This window comes from [Leptolyngbya] sp. PCC 7376, from assembly GCF_000316605.1.
Lineage (GTDB): Bacteria > Cyanobacteriota > Cyanobacteriia > Cyanobacteriales > MRBY01 > MRBY01.
Genome location: NC_019683.1, coordinates 2,706,297 through 2,725,445 on the forward strand (window position 1 = coordinate 2,706,297; position 19,149 = coordinate 2,725,445).

The window sequence follows — 19,149 nt, forward strand, 5'->3', positions numbered from 1 at the left end:
TTTTTATTTTAAAAAGCGGGTTACCCCGATAACTAAGCTTACTGAGAAAGCTGGATTTTCGTCAAAATTTTTATAATTCCCTCGGAGTTGGATAATCGCCTCCCTCTTTTGACAGAAAATTTAATCAGCTTCTTCGGGTAATTCGAGGCGTGCAAAAATTGGTTTTGCCTTGGAGAGTGTACGTTCTGACCAAGTTAGACCCCATTGACTATGACTGGTAAATGGGTACTTCTTTGCAAGGGTTGGTAAATCGTTAAAGTCACCTTCAAAGCCGAGTTGACGATAAATTTCGTTACTTAAGTTTGGAATAATCGGCGACAAAAGGTAACCAGCTAAACGAACAGATTCCATAACGCTGAACAAAACTTCTTCAACCTGTGCTTGTTCTCCTTGCTTAAAGAGTTTCCATGGGGCGCTATCGTCAATGTATTTGTTGCAAGCTTGGATTAACGCCAAGACATCTGTGCAAGCTTTAGATAAGTGGAGCTCTGTGTAATAGGTATTGACACGATCGCCGAGGTCTTTCCCTAATGCTTTTAGAGGGTGATCATCTGCAATATCTCCGAGATTCTGTTGCGGCACGACGCTCTTACAGTACTTTTTCAGCATTCCTAACTTTCGGTTGAGGAGGTTGCCGAGGTCATTGGCAAGGTCCGCATTGACTGTGTTGATGAATCGTATTTCGTTAAAGTCTCCATCTTTACCCAGCTCTACTTCTTTGAGGAAATAGTAACGGAGCGCATCGGAGCCATATTTATCGACAAGCTCAAAGGGATCAATTGTATTGCCGAGGCTTTTACCCATTTTGAGACCATCTTTTGTGAGGAAGCCGTGGCCAAAAACACGACCAGGTAAGGGTAAATCGCCAGACATTAGCATTGCAGGCCAATAGACGGCATGAAATCTCAGAATATCTTTGCCGATGAGATGGAGATTAATTGGCCAAAATTTGGTGATCGCCTGTTCTAGAGTGACCTCATCATTTTCCTCAAGGAGTGCTGTAACGTAACCGAGGAGCGCATCAAACCAAACATAAATTGTATGGTCAGCATCGATAGGCACAGGAAAGCCCCAATCGAGATTAACGCGGGAAATTGAAAAATCTTTTAAGCCTTGTTTAATGAAATTTAGGACTTCGTTGCGACGGCTAGCTGGCTGAATAAAATCAGGATTGGATTCGTACAGTGCTTCTAGTTGATCTTGATATTTAGATAGACGGAAAAAATAGTTTTGTTCGTCGCGCCACTCGGCTTTTTTATTAGTGTGAATCGCGCAATGATGATCTTCTATTAAATCTTTTTCTTCTTTAAATTCTTCGCAGGCAACGCAATACCAACCCTGTTGCTGATCGAGATAGATATCGCCTTTGTCCCAAACTTTGCTAAAAAACTCTTCAACAATTTTCGCGTGATTCGATGCAGTGGTACGGCTAAAACGGTCGTATTGGATATTGTATTTATCCCAGAGATCTTTAAAGCTGCCAATGATTTGATCGCAATGAGTTTGGGGTTCTACGCCAGCTTCCTCAGCAGTGCGCTGAATTTTTTGACCATGCTCATCCGTTCCTGTAATTAGCAGAACTTCCTCGCCACGCAACCGATGAAACCGGGCGATCGCATCAGCAGCCATCGTTGTATAAGCACTACCGATATGAGGTAAACCATTAACGTAGTAGAGCGGAGTGGTAATCGAAAAACGTGCTGGAGAGTTCATAAACTAATGGCGATCGCCTAGCAAAACATCAAAAAATATCGAGCCATCAACATACAGCTGATGGAGAGGTACAAGCCGCACATAACTAAGTTTAAAATCTTATCCCACAAAGATTTGTGGCATTTTCTGAGACTTTAAGCTTTTGTGCCAACGGATTTGAGATATTCCGTATTCACTCCAGACTCTCTTACTAGAGCAAGCTTACCTGTGCGAGCCACTTCGATAATGCCGAATTTTTCAAGCATTTGGAGGATCGCCACCATCTTACCGGGGTCACCAACCACCTGCACCGTGACAGCTCCTTCGGAAATATCTACGATTCTCGCACGGAAGACCTGAACCAACTGCATGACTTCAGAGCGTTGGTTAGCATCAGCATTAACTTTAACCAACATTAATTCCCGCTCAACGCAGGGCTTCACCGTGACATCATTCACTTCACGCACGTGAATTAGTTTATTGAGCTGGGCTGAGACTTGTACAATCTCTTTTTCGTCACAGGGAACCACCATCGTGATGCGTGAAATGCCCTCTTTCTCCGCTGGGCCGACGGCAAGGCTTTCGATATTAAAACCACGGCGGGCGAACAATCCGGCAATACGTGTCAAAACACCGGATTCATCTTCTACAAGAACGGAGAGGGTATGCTTCATCATTGGCAGGAACAGTCTTCTTGGGCGAATAAACCAAAGAGATATATTACTACAGGTGGTCTATCTCCCCTAACCACTGGGTAAATAATCGATACACGAGGTCGGGATCTTCATCGTGGGGGCAATGGCCAAGGTTCGGCAAAATTTTTAGAGTGATTTTCGGATTGGTCTTTGCAAGGGTTGGGGCGATCGCCACAGGTACAAATCGATCTTTTTCGCCCCATAGCATCAAGATAGGGCAAGAAATTGCGGGTAAAACTTTCTTCATCGGCGGACAAAATTCTGGACGACTGACCCGACGGCTGAGGGCAATAAACGCATCAACAACCCCTAAATCCATTGTTGGCTCGGCGATGATATCGATTAATTCTTCTGACAAAATATTTAGAGAAGGATAGGCCAATTTAAGCCAATTTTTTAGGACACCCCGACGACGCAGAAAATAAAAGATTCGACGAATGAGCCAAGGCTGCATTGTGGTCTGCTCAATTTTCCCAACAATTGGACGTAGAGATGTCGGGATCATTTCTTGACGCTGGGCAACATCAGGCACACTCAACAGGGCGATCGCCTTTACTTTTTCTGGATATCTTTCCGTAAGCACTGCCGTTACCAAAGACCCAATCGAATTTCCCATGATCAACACAGGCTCAGCTACCACCGTCTCTAAAAAATAGTGGAGCTGCTCAACCCATAAAGGCACACCAAAATTAAAGTGTCCTTTTTCTGAGCCCCCAAACCCCAGTAAATCAATACTGTATACAGGGCGATCGCCTGCTACCTTTGGGATGAAACCTCGCCAATGTTCAATTGAAGCCCCAAACCCGTGAATCAGAACTAATGGAGTCTCTGAGGTATTTTCTGATGGAGTCGAGTGATTGGGCGATCGCCAGAAACAATACCGGACTTGTAAACCCCTCCATAAAAAGCTTCGCTGGTGCCCGATACGATTCTGCCAATGTGCTAATTCCTTCGCCATATCCCCTTCACCCATTGCTAACCTTTAGTTCTTACCAAGTCCCATCACCCAATTGCCCGTCATAAAACGTACATTGATTCGTGATCTCTGTAATTTAGATTCCTAGAGCAACATAAATTTATACTTTAAATAGCGAAAAGACGACGAATAGGTAGAATAGTTGTAAGTTTTCAATAGTTTTTCAACAACCTATTGATCCATCTAAAACCCACATACTAAAAACTTTAGCAACCATTAACTCATAGCCTGTGAAAGATAGAAGACGCGTAAAGCGCGACCTCCCGAAAATCAACGAAAGAATCCGTTTCCCCAAGATTCGTGTCATCGGTACCGAAGGCGATCAACTGGGTATCATGACCCCAGCGGAGGCTCTCGAAGTTGCCGAAGAGGAAGAACTCGACCTTGTGTTGGTAAGTGAAGGCGCTAAACCCCCTGTCTGTCGAATCATGGACTACGGGAAATATAAATTTGAACAAGAAAAGCGTGCCCGCGAAGCGAAGAAGAAGCAGCATAATGCTGACTTGAAAGAAGTCAAAATGCGCTATAAAATCGAGGAGCATGACTATCAAGTGCGCGTCAATAATGCACTACGTTTCCTGAAATCTGGTGACAAAGTTAAAGCCACCATTACTTTCCGGGGCCGTGAAATCCAACACTCTAATCTTGCCTACAAATTGCTTGATCGTATGGCAAAAGATCTAGAAGAAGTTGGTGAAATCCAGCAGCGCCCTAAACGTGAAGGTCGCAACATGATGATGATTATGGCACCTAAAAAAGTCAATTAATCTTTGTGATTTTTCTAATTCAGATTTACTAATGCAAATTTAGTAATGTCTTGGTTCTCTAATGAACTACCGATCAAATGCTGATTGCCCAATGGTGGCGTGGTGTTTACATGGAATGGCAGTCAGCTTGATCTTTCTAATTTTCGGTATAAGCTACCCACTCACTTAAAACAAATTTTCCAATATTTCCCAGTACTTACGTCACTGAAGTTCGTAATGTCCTATCGAAATGAACAAACAGTATGACTCCCTGGACTTAACTTCACAATTTTCCGCAATATAGTGGGTTTATCTGTACTTGCGTTCAGTAAAATTAAGCTAAGCTTATTTCGTCACCTGAGGTCCTACCGCGTAAGGACAGTTTTCCAATGATCACTTGCCCAAAGTGCAGTCAGCAAAATCCTCTCGAAAATCGCTTCTGTCAATATTGTGGTGCGTCACTGCTGGTTCCCTGCCCCCATTGTGAGGCTCAGGTGAAACTCGAAGATATGGAATGTCATAGTTGTGGCGGTCAGCTTGTCCCGACGCTTATTGGGATTGTCTTGGAAGGTGACCCTGAAGCTTTTGCTACAGCAACTCATCTCGACATGCAGCAACGTTATGCGATCGCCCCCGTTTCGCCAGAAGCACAATCTGTTCTCGGCGGTATTCCTGTGATGGATGGGCAACCAGAAGAATTTTCTTATTTGGAGCAAGTTTTAGAGCAAGAGGCAGAAAACCTCCAAATTCTCGTTGCGACAGATAAAGATGGTCTTGCCAATCCTCAACTCTGGTTGCAAATGGGGATTCCGGCGATCGCCCGCCATTATTTGAGTCTTCAGGAAATGTCCTTTGGCTTTCCCCTGCTGCGAGATGCATGGATGAGTGCAGATCATCATATTTTATTGTTGGATAAACGCCACGATACGGTGCTAGTCTCCGATCATCTCGCTCAAGCGACCCCCGAATACAATCAGATTTTGCAGTGGACATACCAAATGGTCAGTATGTGGCGTGAGCTAGAGCCACTGCGATGCTGCCAATCTCTGTTGAAAGTTAATAATCTATTTATTGATGAAGACCATAACCTTGTCATCGAGCGGTTAATTGAAGATGATCCCCTGCATTTTCCCAACCTTAAAGATTTGACTGACCTTTGGGAAAATTTATTTCACACCTCAGAAGCTTCAGAATTTGCAGATCTCCAAACTGTGATTGAACAGAGTGTGGCAACAAATCTCACAAAATCTAATGATTTAATGGGTGCAATTAAATCTCTAGCTACCGGTGGAAGTGCGGGTGTGGCGACCGTTATTCAGTCGCCGAGTGATATCGATTTTGATGAAAATGATGACTGGGTAAATCGCGAAGAATTTCAGGAAGAAGATACTGATTCTACTCCAGACTCTGAAACAGCTAATGACGCTGAAACGGAAGAAGCCACAATTACGACAGCCGTTGATCTCGATCAGATGAAATATAGCAGTGATGGTGATGAGCAACCGACGGTTGTTTTACCGATGCATCTGCTGAATTTAGAGGATGCTGGTCTAAGTGATATTGGTAGCCAGCGTGATCATAATGAAGATTATTTTGGTATTCAGACTCAAATTGAAAAGCACGAAAATCTTTTAGGAAAACAGGTAAAAGCTCGCGGTTTATATGTTGTTTGTGATGGGATGGGAGGTCATGCTGCAGGCGAGGTAGCAAGTGCGCTCTCCGTGGAAAGTCTACAAAATTATTTCCAGAAACATTGGCAAGATCAATTACCCAATGAGGCGACGATACAAGAAGGTGTTTGGCAAACAAACCAAAAAATTTACGATATTAATTTGAATAATGCTCGCTCTGGCAGTGGTCGGATGGGAACAACTCTCGTCATGGTTTTGGTGCAAGATAATCAGGCAGCGATCGCCCATGTAGGAGACAGTCGTATTTATCGCATCAGTCGTAAATGGGATCTCCAGCAACTCACCGTAGATCATGAAGTGGGACAGCGGGAAATTCAGAAAGGTGTTGAGCCAGATATTGCCTATGGTCGCGCTGATGCTTACCAATTGACCCAGGCGATCGGCCCTCGCGATAATACGTTTGTGCAACCCGATGTGACGTTTATTGATATCAACGAAGACAGTCTATTTTTGCTCTGTTCCGATGGCCTGTCTGATAATGAGTTTTTGGAGCAGTATTGGGAAAAATATTTATTGCCACTACTCAGTTCACGGGCAAATCTTGACCAAGGGGTAAAAGAGTTAATTGAGTTGGCCAATGAACATAACGGCCATGACAATATCACTGCGGTATTAGTGCGAGTGAAGGTACGCCCTAATCTTTCTGGCAACCCTGTCATGTAACGGTGAGTAAGTTTTGAATTTATATTTTGAGCGCTTGCAAGGTGTGATTAAAGCTTGATTAGTGTCATTATTCCAGTTTTGAATGAGGCTATAGGTATTGCCGCTTGCTTGGACTTACTCATTCCTTGTGGCGATCACCTCGAACTGATTATTGTTGATGGTGGAAGCCATGATGAGACTCGACAGATAGTACAGAAGTATCCTGTGAAACTTGTGTCATCTACCCTGGGACGAGGTGCACAGATGAATCATGGTGCGGCGATCGCCACAGGAGATATCTTGCTTTTTCTCCATAGCGATACTCGTTTACCTACAGATTTTATTGAGACTATTGAAACAACCCTGACTAACTTTGAAGCCATTGCAGGTGCTTTTCGATTACAGATTGATGATCCACAACCAAGCTTGCGGTGGATTGAACGAATGGTGCAGTGGCGATCACAATTCTTTTCGTTACCCTATGGCGACCAAGCTATTTTTGTGAAAACCTCAGTATTTCGCGAATTAGACGGTTATGTTGAACTGCCAATTATGGAAGACTATGAATTTGTACGCCGCCTCAAAAAACAAGGTCAAATACTTCTCGCTCCAACTGCGGTTAAAACATCTGCTCGTCGCTGGCAAAAATTAGGAGTCTGGCGTACCACTGTTATTAATCAAGTCATTATTTTGGGTTATCACCTTGGCATTAATCCTGAAACACTCCGCCAATGGTATCGCCAGCAATATCACTAATCTATAACTTGAAAAATGTTGCGATGAAAAGCGATCACCGGAACTCTGATAATAAATATCAGGACGGCGATCGCCAAACATTTTTTATTTTTTGTACCGAGAGAATTCTCAGAATTCTTCAGTGGGATGATGCAATAATTGAGCGATTTTAAGGAAAACAGTGAACCGAACTAAGACGGTCGCGCCGTTTCCGTCGAATCCAGCGGTTTATCATCACGTTGGCTAGAACACGTTCGTTGTAACAAACCTAGTCCGAAATAGACCACACAAAGATAAATCGCTGATAACAGCAAAACAACTAGCGGAATGTCAAAATAACTCATTGTTATCAGCCCCCCAAGCTTTCAATAATTGACATTGCTAGGATCGCGTTATTAAATTTTGAGTTAGCTGGGCAACCTCATCTTCTTCTCGCAAATATCAAACAAATTACTCTATATCTAACGTTATCTAGGTAAACCAAAGTAGGTTACCTGCAATGCAAATAGCCCAAACCGGAAAAGCTTCTAACAATTGCTCAAAACTTTTTACCGAATATTGATAACTGAAGAGTAAACGTTGCGAGAAGAGCGAATACTATAGTTTCCTCACACCAAAAACGAGAGACTATATTTTCTGATAACTCCACCCAAGCCTAACAATTTCACAATCCCAAAAGCGAAAACAACAACCGAAATTGCCTCAGCGCTCGATTTTTTGAATTGTAATAAAATACTTAAGACCCTATATCCTTAGGATAACACGCAGATCCAGATATTGAAGGACATTTAGCATCTTTTTTTTGAAGAAATCTTGAAGGTCTTTAGCTGAAAAAAAAGACGATAAAATGATGAAAGTCGGTAGTTTTCTGCTGAAAAGAGTCTGTTGCAATACAATATAGCTATGTAAATTTTCGTGAACAAGTTTCCCGCGGCTTAATAATGATTTCAGCGACTACTCTTTTTTCCCCCGTCGAAGCCGACCTCAAACAGCTCAGTGAGAACCTGACGAACTTGATTGGTGCACGTCATCCGATTCTGGGGGTTGCTGCGGAACATTTATTTGCGGCGGGTGGTAAACGGGTTAGGCCAGCGATTGTTTTATTGGTTGCTCGGGCAACACTTGGCGATCGCCCCCTGACACAACGGCATCGTCGTCTGGCAGAAATCACAGAGATGATTCACACTGCTAGCCTGGTTCATGATGATGTCGTGGATGATGCATCCCTGCGACGAAATGTCCCAACAGTGAATAGTCTGTTTGATAATCGCATTGCTGTACTTGCGGGTGATTTCTTGTTTGCTCAGTCATCTTGGTATCTCGCAAATCTCGATAGCCTTGAAGTTGTGAAACTTCTATCTGAGGTAATTAAGGATTTTGCAGAGGGCGAAATTCAACAGGGTTTAAATCGTTTTGATACAAGTCTTACCCTCGAAACCTATCTCCAAAAGTCTTATTACAAAACGGCTTCGCTGATTGCGAATAGTGCCAAAGCGGCAGCAGTACTCAGCGAAACAGCTCCAAGTGTTGGTCAGCGCCTTTATGACTACGGTCGAAATTTAGGATTAGCGTTTCAAATTGTTGACGATATTCTCGATTTTACGGCTTCTACTGAAGTATTAGGGAAGCCTGCTGGCTCTGATTTAATCGGTGGTCACGTGACTGCCCCCGCGCTATATGCAATGGAAGAGCATTCTGTTCTTACTCAATTAATTGATCGGGAATTTGCAGAGGAAGGTGATGCAGAAAAAGCTTTAGAACTTGTGCGCAATAGTGAAGGAGTGCGCCGCTCTAAGGAGTTGGCGGCTCACCATGGTCGTCTTGCCCTAGAGAGTTTGGCTTGTTTATCTCCTTCTCCCTCGAAGGATGCCCTCACTGATCTAATCGACTATGTCTTGAGTCGTTTGTACTAAAAAGCAAAGATGGGTCGTCAACGAAAAAAGTCAGATTTACCGACAAAAACCTGTGTAGTTTGTGGGCTACCTTTCACTTGGCGCAAAAAGTGGGAGAAATGTTGGGATGAGGTCAAATATTGTTCGGAGCGTTGCCGCCATCGTCGTAATCAGACTGAATAGCCTTAGACTCTGATTTTGCGTTTCAATTCGTAAGATCTGTGATCGAGATAATATCCTTGGCTCTATCCTTGGGAGATAATGACAACTGGATGTCTTTGAGTACAGGGTGAGCGACCAATAATGTTGCAGTTTAATATTCAGAGCGATAGTGATCTTCCTGCTTCGCGGCAACTACTCGACCAAATTCAGTTTGCGATCGCCTCGCGTCAGTTTCCGGCGGGACAAAGATTGCCTAGTTTGCGGCAGTTGGAAATGGTCACGGGTTTGCACCGCAATACGATTAGTAAGGTTTATCATCAGCTCGAAGAAATGGGTTTAGTTGAATCCATTGCTGGCTCAGGCATTTATATCAAAGAAAATCGGTCTACAGACGTTGATACTGGCAAATCACCATTGCTGGCTCAGTATCCGGAAGCCTCTACTTTAATTGGAGGCACAATCGATCAGCTCCTCGACCAAGGCTGTACGCTTTCCCAAGCGCGGGAATTGTTTATGGCTGAGATTGATTGGCGATTGCGTTCTGGTGCTCAGGTTGTGGTGACGGTGCCAATGCAGGATATTGGTGCTGGGGAATTGATGGCGCAGGAACTGGAACAGGCGATCGCCCTCCCGGTACAGCTTGTCCCTCTTGAAGAACTGGATGGCACATTAGCGCAAACTCATTCGGGCACTGTGTTAACGACCCATTATTTTGTGAAAGAAGCCGAGGATATCGCTAAGCCCAAAGGCATTCGAGTGATTCCAGTGGATTTATATGATTATGCAGACGAATTGAAACTAATCAGAGAACTCCCCCAAGAGCATAGTCTCGGGATTGTTAGCCTTAGTCCTGGTATTTTGCGAGTTGCTGAAATTATTATTTTTAGTTTGCGTGCTAATGAGGTTTATGTTTTTACTGCGCAAGCGGGTGATCGCCGCCGCTTAAATGCGTTGGTGCGTTCGAGCCAAACCATTATTTGTGACCCAGCCAGTACCCCCCTCGTTGAACAAGCGATCCAAGGAGCACGGGAAGATTTGATTCGTAAACCCAATGTCTTGCCTTGCAAAAATTACATTAGCGAACAATCAATGGAGTTATTGCGACGAGAATTAGATTTAGTGAATTGATGGATAAATATTTGGTTGTCATTCCCCCTTTAATGCAAAAAATCCCTAGCTTCCGTAGAAACTAGAGATAAATTAAAACAATTCAGTGTGAAATGTTTTGATGTTGCAAGATTAAATCAAATTGATTCAACCGTTGTGAGTCTTATTTCTCAGGCTTGTAATACACTTCTACGCCAGTATCTTCAACGTAGTGGCAAGCTTTCTGGGACTTAAAGAAGCTCTTCCAGATGGGCTCGTGACTAATGCGGTAGTAATCGCCGAGGAGGGGCTTCACTGCTTCCGTTGCATCCTTGAGGTGGTAGTGGGGGATGGTGTGGAAAATATGGTGAACGACATGAGTTCCAATATTGTGGTGGATGTCATTAAAAATGCCGTAGTCACGGTCGATTGTGGAGAGAGCACCTTTGAGGTAATACCAGTTATCGCCACGGTACCAAGGAATATCATCTTCGGTGTGGTGGAGATAAGTCACAAGGTCGAGCCACATTACGAAAATCGCATAAGGCACAAAGTAGAACTTAAAGAAGGCGATCGCCCCAAACTGGAACGTAAACCAGCCGAGGAAGGCAACCATCGTTAAAATCGCTGCAGTACTCGTGATAATGTCGTTTTTCTCGGAAGCCTTGAAAAGAGGGCTGCTGGGGGCAAAGTGAGAACCACCGTCACGGCTAGGAGAGCGCTTAAAGAGATATACAGGATATGCAATGAGTGGTGCGTAGAAACGCACAAACTTTTCGAGGGTACTCATTTCATCGTATTTAGACTCAGTGACGGGATACCAACTTTCATCTGTGTCGATGTTACCTGTGTTGGAGTGGTGAGTCCGATGGGAAATGCGCCAGCCATGGAACGGCACTAAAATCGGCGTGTGGCTGAGGTGACCAATGATGTTGTTGAGAAGCTTCGAGCGAGAAAAAGAGCCATGACCACAATCATGACCAACCACAAATAAAGCCCAGAACATTGTGCCCTGAGCGAACCAAAAGATGGGATAGAAAAACCAAGAGTCTATATATACGGCGATCGCATAAAGCCCGGCAATAATTCCGAGGTCGAGGAAAAAATAAGCGAGGGAGCGAAAAACCGATGGTTGAAAACAATATTCTGGAATCGCGTCTTTAACGTCCTTGAGCGTGAATGGTAAATCTTGTCTAGCAGATTCACGACTCTCCGGCGAAGCAACTGATATTTGCATTAGATAAGTTAAGACAGTTTACAAATTTTAATGATTTTACTCTTTTTTGGTTAGTGTCGTGGTCAGGTTCGCAGAATTCATCTCTGCAGGACATTGAGATCATGTCAAAAAATCATGGTGATCGCCGCGATGCTAGATGAGCGATGCCATAGGTAAAATAGAATTACTGCAATTTAGAAAAAGCAAAATAAGCAATTTTATGCCCACCACCACCACTGAGCCCACTGATCGTCTGTTTGGCACTTTGCCTTACCTTTTGCCTATCGTATATGCGCTTCCCCTTGGGATTCCTTTTCTCTCGAAATTTCCTCTTCTCGGCATCATCTATGTGCCCCTACAGCCCTTGCTCGCGATTTACTCTTTTCCTTTCGCGGGACTAATTATTTTCTTTATCCTTTACAGCGCTGTGGTTCGCAATTCTAAGATTAGTCACTTTATTCGTTTTAATACGCTGCAAGCGATTTTGATTGATATTGCTTTAGTGTTGTTGGGCATTGTCATTCGACTCTTTGGTGTTGGCGGCGGTGGCATTCTCATCGAAACGCTTTCTAATGTGGCGTTTCTTGGGACATTGGCTGCTTGTTTCTATGCAATGTTCCAGTCAGTGATGGGTAAGTATGCGGAACTACCAACTATTTCTCAGGCTGCTTATGCGCAACTGCCTTACTAGGAAAAACTTTCTGATGAGATTTTTCTCTAAATATTGAGCCTATAAGGGTTGAAAATTGAATTGATATTGCCAGCATTAAGAGCGCTAATGCTGGTTTTTTGTGGATGGTGATATGTTGGCGATCGCCTGTTGTGTTGAAACAATTTGGTTCAACTATCATCTTTTAGAGATGCTGACCTTAAATCCTATTAAACTTGCCTAATGACTAAGTCTGATGTTCCAGAACCTTATCGCTTATTACTTTTCGGTGCGGCGGCGATCGCCAGTTTAACGATTGTTTTAATCTGGGGCGTGAGTTGGAAAACTGGACGCAATGTTTTAAAATCGCGCCAATTTTCTTGTGAAAAATTATCTGAGCCGCAAAGTAGTGAGTTACTTTGGACTGTGGTGTTTCAAAATGGTGGGGAAGAAAAGCCTTGGCTGCGCATGATCTCTGGTCTGGAAGGAGATGTAACGCCAGAGCAACGATGCGAAGAGATTGCCCATACTCTTGATGTGAATTTTGCTGATCAGTTGCAAGCGCTGTTTTATCGCCCTAATCCAGCAACACCAAACCGTCATGCTGTTTGTGTGCAAACGGCTGCTCACGGGGACAGTGATTGTGCGAATCTCGTAATTTTAAAAGAAAATATTGAGCCCCAGAGATTTTTTGAACGGTTTACCGTTGATCTCCAGGAGTTTGCAAAGCAGCCTAGTTCAACTCAGCAAACCCAAAGCAATGGGGCGATCGCCACCTTCTCTACTGGTGAAGAACAACCGCCCCAAGGTTTATCACGGATTGATCTTAAGCCATTTCTTGAAGCTGACGCTCCGGCTCAGAAATCTTCTCAGTAATGGGGAGATCACCGAGACAAATGCCGAGACCCCGCGCCGTTTTCACTAAAGTACCTTCCGGGTCGACAGTACGGTATGTTTTGATTGCTTCAGTGATGGGCACACTCGAAACTTGTCCTTGTTCCCAAGTCACCATTTGGTTGAACTTTTCTTCTGCAATTAAGTTCACTGCTGCGACCCCAAAAGCCGAAGCCAGTAATCGATCGAGAGGTGAAGCCGTACCACCACGCTGGATATGACCCAAGGCTGTCACACGGGTCTCAGATCCTGTTTTTGCTGCGACCTCATCCGCTAGATATTGACCAATACCACCGAGGCGACGTTCTCCAAATTGCAATTCTTTTTGTAGTGTTTTGCCAGTATCAGTACAGACTGCCTCTGACACCACCACTAATGTGTAGTTTTGGCCAGAATTTTGGCGATCGCAGATAAAATCACAAACTGTTTTCAGATCATATTTAATCTCTGGAATCAGTACGACATGAGCACCACCGGCAATGCCTGCATTGATGGCAATATGACCTGCATCTCGTCCCATCACTTCGACAATCATGACTCGATCATGGCTCGCTGCTGTGAAGTGCAACCGATCCAATGCTTCCGTCGCAATATTTACCGCCGACTCAAATCCAATTGAACGCTCTGTAATGCTGACGTCATTATCAATTGTTTTTGGAATACCGACAAAATTAATATTGCCCTGCATTGCTAGCTTATGCAAAATCGCTAAACTGCCATCACCACCAATGCCAATTAATGCATCCAGACCAAGGCTGTGGTAATTATCAATAATTTCTTGGGAGCGATCGAGTCTTGTGCCATCTGCCATCGGGAAAGCAAAAGGATTACCCTTATTGGTTGTCCCGAGCATTGTGCCGCCCATAGTCAACCAATTATCGACCTGTGACGCAGTTAAACGCACTACATCAGGTGGCTGGCGCAATAAACCGCGTGTTGCCCGACAAATACCAACTACTTCCCAACCGTAAACATTCTCCGCACAATGGGTGACTGCTCGAATCGCTGCATTTAAACCTGAGCAATCGCCACCGCTTGTGAGAATACCTATTTTCTTCGATGCTGTCATAGGATTTCTCTAATCTCAACTGATAAATATGAACCGAAATTTTGTGGCTCCATTCTCAGGGGAAATAGATGGTGACAGGGCTAATTTGAGATGTTTCGTTGAATTTTTTGACAGTTATTCACTCTTTCGTCACCCTCGGCGACGTAGAGTCATGATTTGCTGATTATTCTTAGGAAGCCAGCTTGTGGGGGATCACAATATCTTTGATCGGTTGCTTTGTTAAGCAGCGCCAATGGCAAGCAAATAGATCTGGTTGCTGAAGACTTAAACTGGCGATCGCCGGAGCTGCTGGAAAGGGCCATAGACGATCAAACAAAATTTCTTTATCTGGCGAATACCCAAACTGCATCAGGTAAACACTTGGCTCTGCAGCAATTGATTTTAAGATCTGAAACCCTAGTTGATATAAAGGTTGCCGCTGCTTATCTCCGAGATCAATCGGTTGATGATAAGAATTCGGCATGACCCCTTCGCCAATCACTTCGCCATAAACCGGCCCCTTCGCTGTGTAGATGATGGGGAGCCAATGATCGCCGAGAGAATTATGATTACAAACTTTGTGGGAGGTATTTTGAAGAACCCATTCGCGCCGGGCTTCAATTTTGCGACAAGCCTCAAAAATATTGTGCTGCTCAAAGGTCAAGCGGTCTGGCAAGTCAATTGTTAGGGGACAAATTAATGTGCCATCGTCCTGAGGGAAGTTGTGGTAGCGCACCATGGCAGGTGTAACGATATTGACTTCAACCTCAGGAAATTCGCTGAGAATCGCCTTCTCTAAAGCTCCGAGCATACGCTCCGTAACGGGTGAAGCGGAGATTAATTTACCGGAATGTTTCAGAGCGGCATTAACCAGAATAACAACCTTAGACAGTGCCGAAGGTCGGGATGGGGCTGCCACCTTTGGGGTTAAATGTGGGTAGTTCAATCTCAGACAGGCTATGACGACGGTTTTTCACTGCTAAGCGATAGCTAACGCTCTGTAACTCAGCGTGGAGTTGACGATTCTCGTTTTGCAGCTTCTCTACTTTATCGCGAACAGTGGCCATTCTTTCAGCGAATTTCTGGCGGTAAATTTGAGGCAATTCTTGGACAACTTGCTCCAACATCCGGCTGCGATCGCTGAGTTCTTGAACGGATTGGCGCAGTTGATAAATTTCTTGGTCTTTCTGGGTGAGCTGCTCTTGGTAAAAGGAAACCTGCTGTTCAACTTCTTGGAGCTGTTCGCGGAGTAGGCGTAATTCTGCTTGTTGCCGCTCAGAAAATTCCGGCTGAGGAGTAAACTCGTCGTTGCCTTTGACTAAGCGAAACAACTCTTGGGAAAGTTGCTGCACAAGTTGGTCGCGGAGCTGGAGTTCCTGCTGGAGTTGCTCGTTGCTTTGGGGTTGGGTGTCTTGAATGTTATCTGTTGTTGCCACGGTGCTTTAGGACTCCTCAATAGCGAGAGGTTACTGCTAAATAGATCTAAGTTTAATTAAAGTCTAGACAAAATCGCGCCGCCCAATGGTTATAAATGACAGCTTTCGCCTATTACTTTTTACTGTATTGCGTCAGTATAAACCCAATAATATCTAATACATCGCGAAAATGAGCCTCTTAGAGCCAATTTTGTAAAAAAAGCCGCGAAAGAACGTCGCCGTGTCCGGATAAGATAATGATGATTTTTTAATAATCTCAATTTTTAATCCATGAGTATCGCAAGCAATCCTCCGATTAAGTTTGGCACAGACGGTTGGCGCGGCATTATCGCCGATGATTTTACGTTCGCTAATGTTTGTAAGGTTACCCGGGCGATCGCCAGTTATTTAGAAACGGCATATGCCAAAGATCGACCTGTCTTGATCGCCTATGACACCCGTTTTTTTGCGGATGAGTTTGCCCAAACTGCGGCAGAAGTACTCGCGGATCTCGGTTGGACAGTGAAAGTCGTGGAACGCGATTGTCCAACTCCTGTCATTGCTTACAATGCAAAATTCCTGAATTCGGCTGGTGCTTTGATGTTTACTGCCAGCCACAACCCTGCTCCTTATTGCGGAATTAAATATATTCCTGATTATGCAGGCCCTGCGACCCCTGAAATTACAGATACTATTGTTGCAAATATTGCTAGTTCTTCTGATGATATGCCCACAGGCAAGAATGGCGACAAAATTAGCCGTTTTGATCCCAAGCCTGAATATTTGAAGTTTATCTATACGCTTCTTGATGTGGAACGTATTCGTTCTGCTGGCCTAAAGGTCAAATATGACGCGCTTTACTCCACCTCCCGAGGTTACCTCGATGAAGTGCTCGCTCACTGTGGTTGTGAGACTGAGTCTTTCAACACGACTCGCGATGTTCTCTTCGGTGGTGGTATGCCTGAGCCTAAGGGGTCACAACTTATTGGCTTAATTGATCAGGTAAAGGCTGACAGTGCTGATATTGGTATGGCAACTGACGGTGACAGCGATCGCTTTGGTGTCGTAGATGAACTTGGCAATGTTCTCACACCTAACACAGTTCTCTTGCTTCTTGCCCGCCACTTGTTTAAGAACAAAGGTCAAAAGGGTGCAATTGTAAGAACTGTTGCGACTACACACCTTCTTGATAATGTGGCGGCATCCTACGGCATTGATATTTACGAAACCGCAGTTGGTTTCAAATATATTGGTCAGAAGATGCGTGAAACTGACGTCCTCGTCGGTGGTGAAGAATCTGGTGGTTTAAGTGTACTGGGTCACATTCCTGAGAAAGACGGCATTCTCGCTGACATGCTTGTGGCTGAAGCGATCGCTTACGAAGGCAAGCCCTTATCTCAATTAGTTGCAGAGGCGATCGCAGAGGCTAATGGCCCTCTATTTAACAAGCGTCTTGATCTTCACCTCGAAGAAGACCACAAGAAAGCAGCCCTCGATTTTTACAAAGCAACCCCTCCTGCAACCGTTGCAGGCTTGGTAGTGAAGGAAGTTGGCCTCAAAGATGGCGTTAAACTCTACCTCGAAAATGGCAGTTGGGTTCTCCTCCGTCCTTCTGGTACTGAGCCTTTGATGCGTGTGTACATGGAAACTGATTCTGCGGATCTCGAATCTAAAGTTGCAGCGGAAATGGAAGCTGAAATTGCGAAGCTTGATCCTGCGAAGTAGAGAACGAAAAAAATTCCAATCTTAATCAAAAAAAGCTCCACAATTATATCTGTGGAGTTTTTTCTTTAATCGATATTGGTGAGGGTGTTGCCAATGCCTTATGAGATAATTCTTCGGCTTAAAGAAGAACGGATTAGACTTCATTAGATCGCTAAATTCCGCAATGCTTTGCTTTTAATGCTGAAAAGATACTAACGAATCTGATTGACTGTTACTAGACCGTGTTGTGTCACTTGAATCTGGAGCGAATAGCCTTGCAAAAGACTCATGCCAACCACAGGCTCGCCTGATACTACCGTAATTGGGATGCTACGGGTCTCATTTCCCCAGATTACTGTCGCCCGATAAAAAGTCTCTGTTGTCTCTTCCTCTGAATCTTGAGGCAAAGAGGGAAGATCAAGCATTGCGATCATGTGTTTCGGTAAGCCCAAGTATCCTTTAAATGTTGTGTTGATAATGGCATCAATACTTTGCCGTTGCTGGTCAGTTTCAATCACAAGTCGCAGCATTGCTTCGTAATTAATATTGACAAGACCGTGCATCATTGTTGACTCCTCGATACGAGGGAGATGAAAAAATTAGCAATGGATATTCAATTAAATATTCATTGATGGATAGCTACTCCCTTGAAGATGTGCTGAATTCAACACCAAGTAGTGGCGATCGCCTTAGCCATCACGTCACGATACTACGAAATGTCTGAACCCTAAAACACTTCACTCAATACAAAAATAATACTTCCACTAACTAAATTAAGATCCTGATCACAACACTTCATTGGTCGAGTCAAAGCAGAGGCTCTTAATATTCTGTTACAATCTCTGCAATGACCATTGCATGAGATATTAAGCTCATCAGGGTAAGTCGTGTATCAAAAGAAATCAGTATTTTAGTCGTTTTCTGAAATCTGAAATTATTAATACCAGACACCTCAAGCTTTACGGTCTAAGTCGAAGAACTTAATGTCAACGTTGTCGTAATTAGTTTCATTGCTGTTATTTCGAGGAAACTAATTTTTACAATGTACTATTTAGTAACATCTTTGAGTTAGAAAAAAGCTTTTCAATTCGTCATTACTGTATCTAAATTCAGATCGTATTCAGAGAACACCTTATGTCAACATTATTAATCATCGAAGATAATCCCGTCGATACCCATGTTTTGCGGACTCATCTCGAAGACTCAGGCTTTGATGTCATTAATGTCACAACAGCAGAAGCTGGAGAAGCTCTCCTCGGTCAAGAGAATGTCACTATTGATGGCATTGTTTTAGATGTCGTCTTACCTGGAAAAAGTGGTTATGGCCTGTGCCGTGAGCTTAAGCGGAGTGAGTCGACAGCTAATATTCCCATTATTCTCTGTTCCAGCAAATCAGAACGCATGGATCGGAAATGGGGCTTAAAACAAGGAGCAAATGCTTATCTCACAAAACCTGTAGAAGGTAATGAAATTGTCAGTACAGTGCGACAACTTGTCAGTTGAATCTTATAAGTTAGTATTCCTAAGAGGAAGGCGATCGCCTTCCTTTTTTTTGTGGTATTTCTTGATGTTGAAAAACTGCGCGTCGGCACTAACTTTTTTGAAAATTGAGCCCATAAAACTAGAGTGAGATGCTGATTAAAAGGGGATAGTTCAACACAAATTTTGCTGATTCTAAACTTTGCTGATTAACTTAACGATAAAACTGATGAAAGGATAAATATTGCTATTTTTACTATTCTCACTACGCAAAAGTATATGAAGAAATAGCTTTTAGTATTTTGATATTGGATTGATTAAGTTGACATATTGTTTGGTACTACGCCATTTGGCTTACTTGAGGCTGTTCTTTGTAAGCTAAATAGCGTAGTTTTTTTCTTCCCATTGATAGTTATATGTTGTGTCC

At 43.7% G+C, this 19,149-nt stretch carries 18 protein-coding genes; 10 read left to right on the forward strand and 8 right to left on the reverse strand.

Going from position 1 to position 19,149, the window contains the following annotated elements:
• Window positions 1-120: 120 nt before the first annotated feature.
• The 3 genes from metG to LEPTO7376_RS12010 all read right to left on the reverse strand — a co-directional run bounded on the left by metG (window position 121) and on the right by LEPTO7376_RS12010 (window position 3,345).
• On the reverse strand, window positions 121-1,713 hold the full coding sequence (metG, locus tag LEPTO7376_RS12000) for a methionine--tRNA ligase (protein ID WP_015134436.1): 1,593 nt from the start codon (window positions 1,711-1,713) through the stop codon (window positions 121-123).
• A gap of 134 nt (window positions 1,714-1,847) precedes the next feature.
• On the reverse strand, window positions 1,848-2,366 hold the full coding sequence (ilvN, locus tag LEPTO7376_RS12005) for an acetolactate synthase small subunit (RefSeq protein WP_041763544.1): 519 nt from the start codon (window positions 2,364-2,366) through the stop codon (window positions 1,848-1,850).
• A 49-nt stretch (window positions 2,367-2,415) separates the two neighbouring features.
• Window positions 2,416-3,345, reverse strand: a complete 930-nt coding sequence (locus LEPTO7376_RS12010; RefSeq protein ID WP_041765513.1) for an alpha/beta fold hydrolase — start codon at window positions 3,343-3,345, stop codon at window positions 2,416-2,418.
• Between the two features lie 248 nt (window positions 3,346-3,593).
• Here LEPTO7376_RS12010 and infC point away from each other — a divergent pair, with 248 nt between their 5' ends.
• The 6 genes from infC (at window position 3,594) to LEPTO7376_RS12035 (ending at window position 10,359) form a co-directional block, all read left to right on the forward strand.
• The gene (gene infC / locus LEPTO7376_RS12015) at window positions 3,594-4,130 is read left to right on the forward strand and encodes a translation initiation factor IF-3 (RefSeq protein ID WP_015134439.1); all 537 of its coding nucleotides are present in this window, start codon (window positions 3,594-3,596) and stop codon (window positions 4,128-4,130) included.
• 368 nt (window positions 4,131-4,498) lie between these two features.
• Window positions 4,499-6,463, forward strand: coding sequence for a serine/threonine phosphatase (locus tag LEPTO7376_RS12020; RefSeq protein ID WP_015134440.1), 1,965 nt, complete (start codon window positions 4,499-4,501; stop codon window positions 6,461-6,463).
• Between the two features lie 54 nt (window positions 6,464-6,517).
• Window positions 6,518-7,198, forward strand: a complete 681-nt coding sequence (locus tag LEPTO7376_RS12025) for a TIGR04283 family arsenosugar biosynthesis glycosyltransferase (protein ID WP_015134441.1) — start codon at window positions 6,518-6,520, stop codon at window positions 7,196-7,198.
• A 920-nt stretch (window positions 7,199-8,118) separates the two neighbouring features.
• Window positions 8,119-9,090, forward strand: coding sequence for a solanesyl diphosphate synthase (gene sds / locus LEPTO7376_RS12030; RefSeq protein WP_015134443.1), 972 nt, complete (start codon window positions 8,119-8,121; stop codon window positions 9,088-9,090).
• A 9-nt stretch (window positions 9,091-9,099) separates the two neighbouring features.
• The gene (locus LEPTO7376_RS24785) at window positions 9,100-9,252 is read left to right on the forward strand and encodes a DUF2256 domain-containing protein (protein WP_015134444.1); all 153 of its coding nucleotides are present in this window, start codon (window positions 9,100-9,102) and stop codon (window positions 9,250-9,252) included.
• A gap of 120 nt (window positions 9,253-9,372) precedes the next feature.
• On the forward strand, window positions 9,373-10,359 hold the full coding sequence (locus LEPTO7376_RS12035; protein ID WP_015134445.1) for a GntR family transcriptional regulator: 987 nt from the start codon (window positions 9,373-9,375) through the stop codon (window positions 10,357-10,359).
• Window positions 10,360-10,501: 142 nt separating this feature from the next.
• On the opposite strand, the gene LEPTO7376_RS12040 is transcribed toward LEPTO7376_RS12035, so the two are convergent.
• Window positions 10,502-11,554 carry a fatty acid desaturase gene (locus tag LEPTO7376_RS12040; RefSeq protein ID WP_015134446.1) on the reverse strand — a complete coding sequence of 351 codons (1,053 nt, stop codon included), beginning with the start codon at window positions 11,552-11,554 and terminating at the stop codon, window positions 10,502-10,504.
• 136 nt (window positions 11,555-11,690) lie between these two features.
• Here LEPTO7376_RS12040 and LEPTO7376_RS12045 point away from each other — a divergent pair, with 136 nt between their 5' ends.
• A complete protein-coding gene (locus LEPTO7376_RS12045; RefSeq protein WP_160148447.1) occupies window positions 11,691-12,224 on the forward strand; it encodes a Tic20 family protein in 534 nt (177 codons plus the stop codon).
• A 201-nt stretch (window positions 12,225-12,425) separates the two neighbouring features.
• Window positions 12,426-13,058 (forward strand): COP23 domain-containing protein, encoded by a 633-nt coding sequence (locus LEPTO7376_RS12050; RefSeq protein WP_015134448.1) that lies wholly within the window; start codon window positions 12,426-12,428, stop codon window positions 13,056-13,058.
• On the opposite strand, the gene LEPTO7376_RS12055 is transcribed toward LEPTO7376_RS12050, so the two are convergent.
• The 3 genes from LEPTO7376_RS12055 to LEPTO7376_RS12065 form a co-directional block, all read right to left on the reverse strand.
• Complete coding sequence (locus tag LEPTO7376_RS12055) at window positions 13,009-14,145, reverse strand: ATP-dependent 6-phosphofructokinase (protein WP_015134449.1); 1,137 nt, start codon at window positions 14,143-14,145, stop codon at window positions 13,009-13,011. The genes LEPTO7376_RS12050 and LEPTO7376_RS12055 overlap by 50 nt on opposite strands.
• A gap of 169 nt (window positions 14,146-14,314) precedes the next feature.
• Window positions 14,315-15,043, reverse strand: coding sequence for a hypothetical protein (locus LEPTO7376_RS12060; protein ID WP_015134450.1), 729 nt, complete (start codon window positions 15,041-15,043; stop codon window positions 14,315-14,317).
• Window positions 15,009-15,560: an Npun_F5560 family protein gene (locus LEPTO7376_RS12065; protein ID WP_015134451.1), complete on the reverse strand. Its 552-nt coding sequence runs from the start codon at window positions 15,558-15,560 to the stop codon at window positions 15,009-15,011. The genes LEPTO7376_RS12060 and LEPTO7376_RS12065 overlap by 35 nt, the downstream gene beginning before the upstream one ends.
• 270 nt (window positions 15,561-15,830) lie before the next feature.
• Here LEPTO7376_RS12065 and LEPTO7376_RS12070 point away from each other — a divergent pair, with 270 nt between their 5' ends.
• On the forward strand, window positions 15,831-17,264 hold the full coding sequence (locus LEPTO7376_RS12070) for a phosphoglucomutase/phosphomannomutase family protein (protein WP_015134452.1): 1,434 nt from the start codon (window positions 15,831-15,833) through the stop codon (window positions 17,262-17,264).
• A gap of 191 nt (window positions 17,265-17,455) precedes the next feature.
• Here the strand turns inward: LEPTO7376_RS12070 and LEPTO7376_RS12075 are convergent, their stop codons facing one another.
• Complete coding sequence (locus tag LEPTO7376_RS12075; RefSeq protein WP_015134453.1) at window positions 17,456-17,809, reverse strand: hypothetical protein; 354 nt, start codon at window positions 17,807-17,809, stop codon at window positions 17,456-17,458.
• A 568-nt stretch (window positions 17,810-18,377) separates the two neighbouring features.
• On the opposite strand from LEPTO7376_RS12075, the gene LEPTO7376_RS12080 reads away from it, so the two are divergent.
• Window positions 18,378-18,746, forward strand: coding sequence for a response regulator transcription factor (locus LEPTO7376_RS12080; RefSeq protein ID WP_015134454.1), 369 nt, complete (start codon window positions 18,378-18,380; stop codon window positions 18,744-18,746).
• Window positions 18,747-19,149 lie beyond the last annotated feature (403 nt).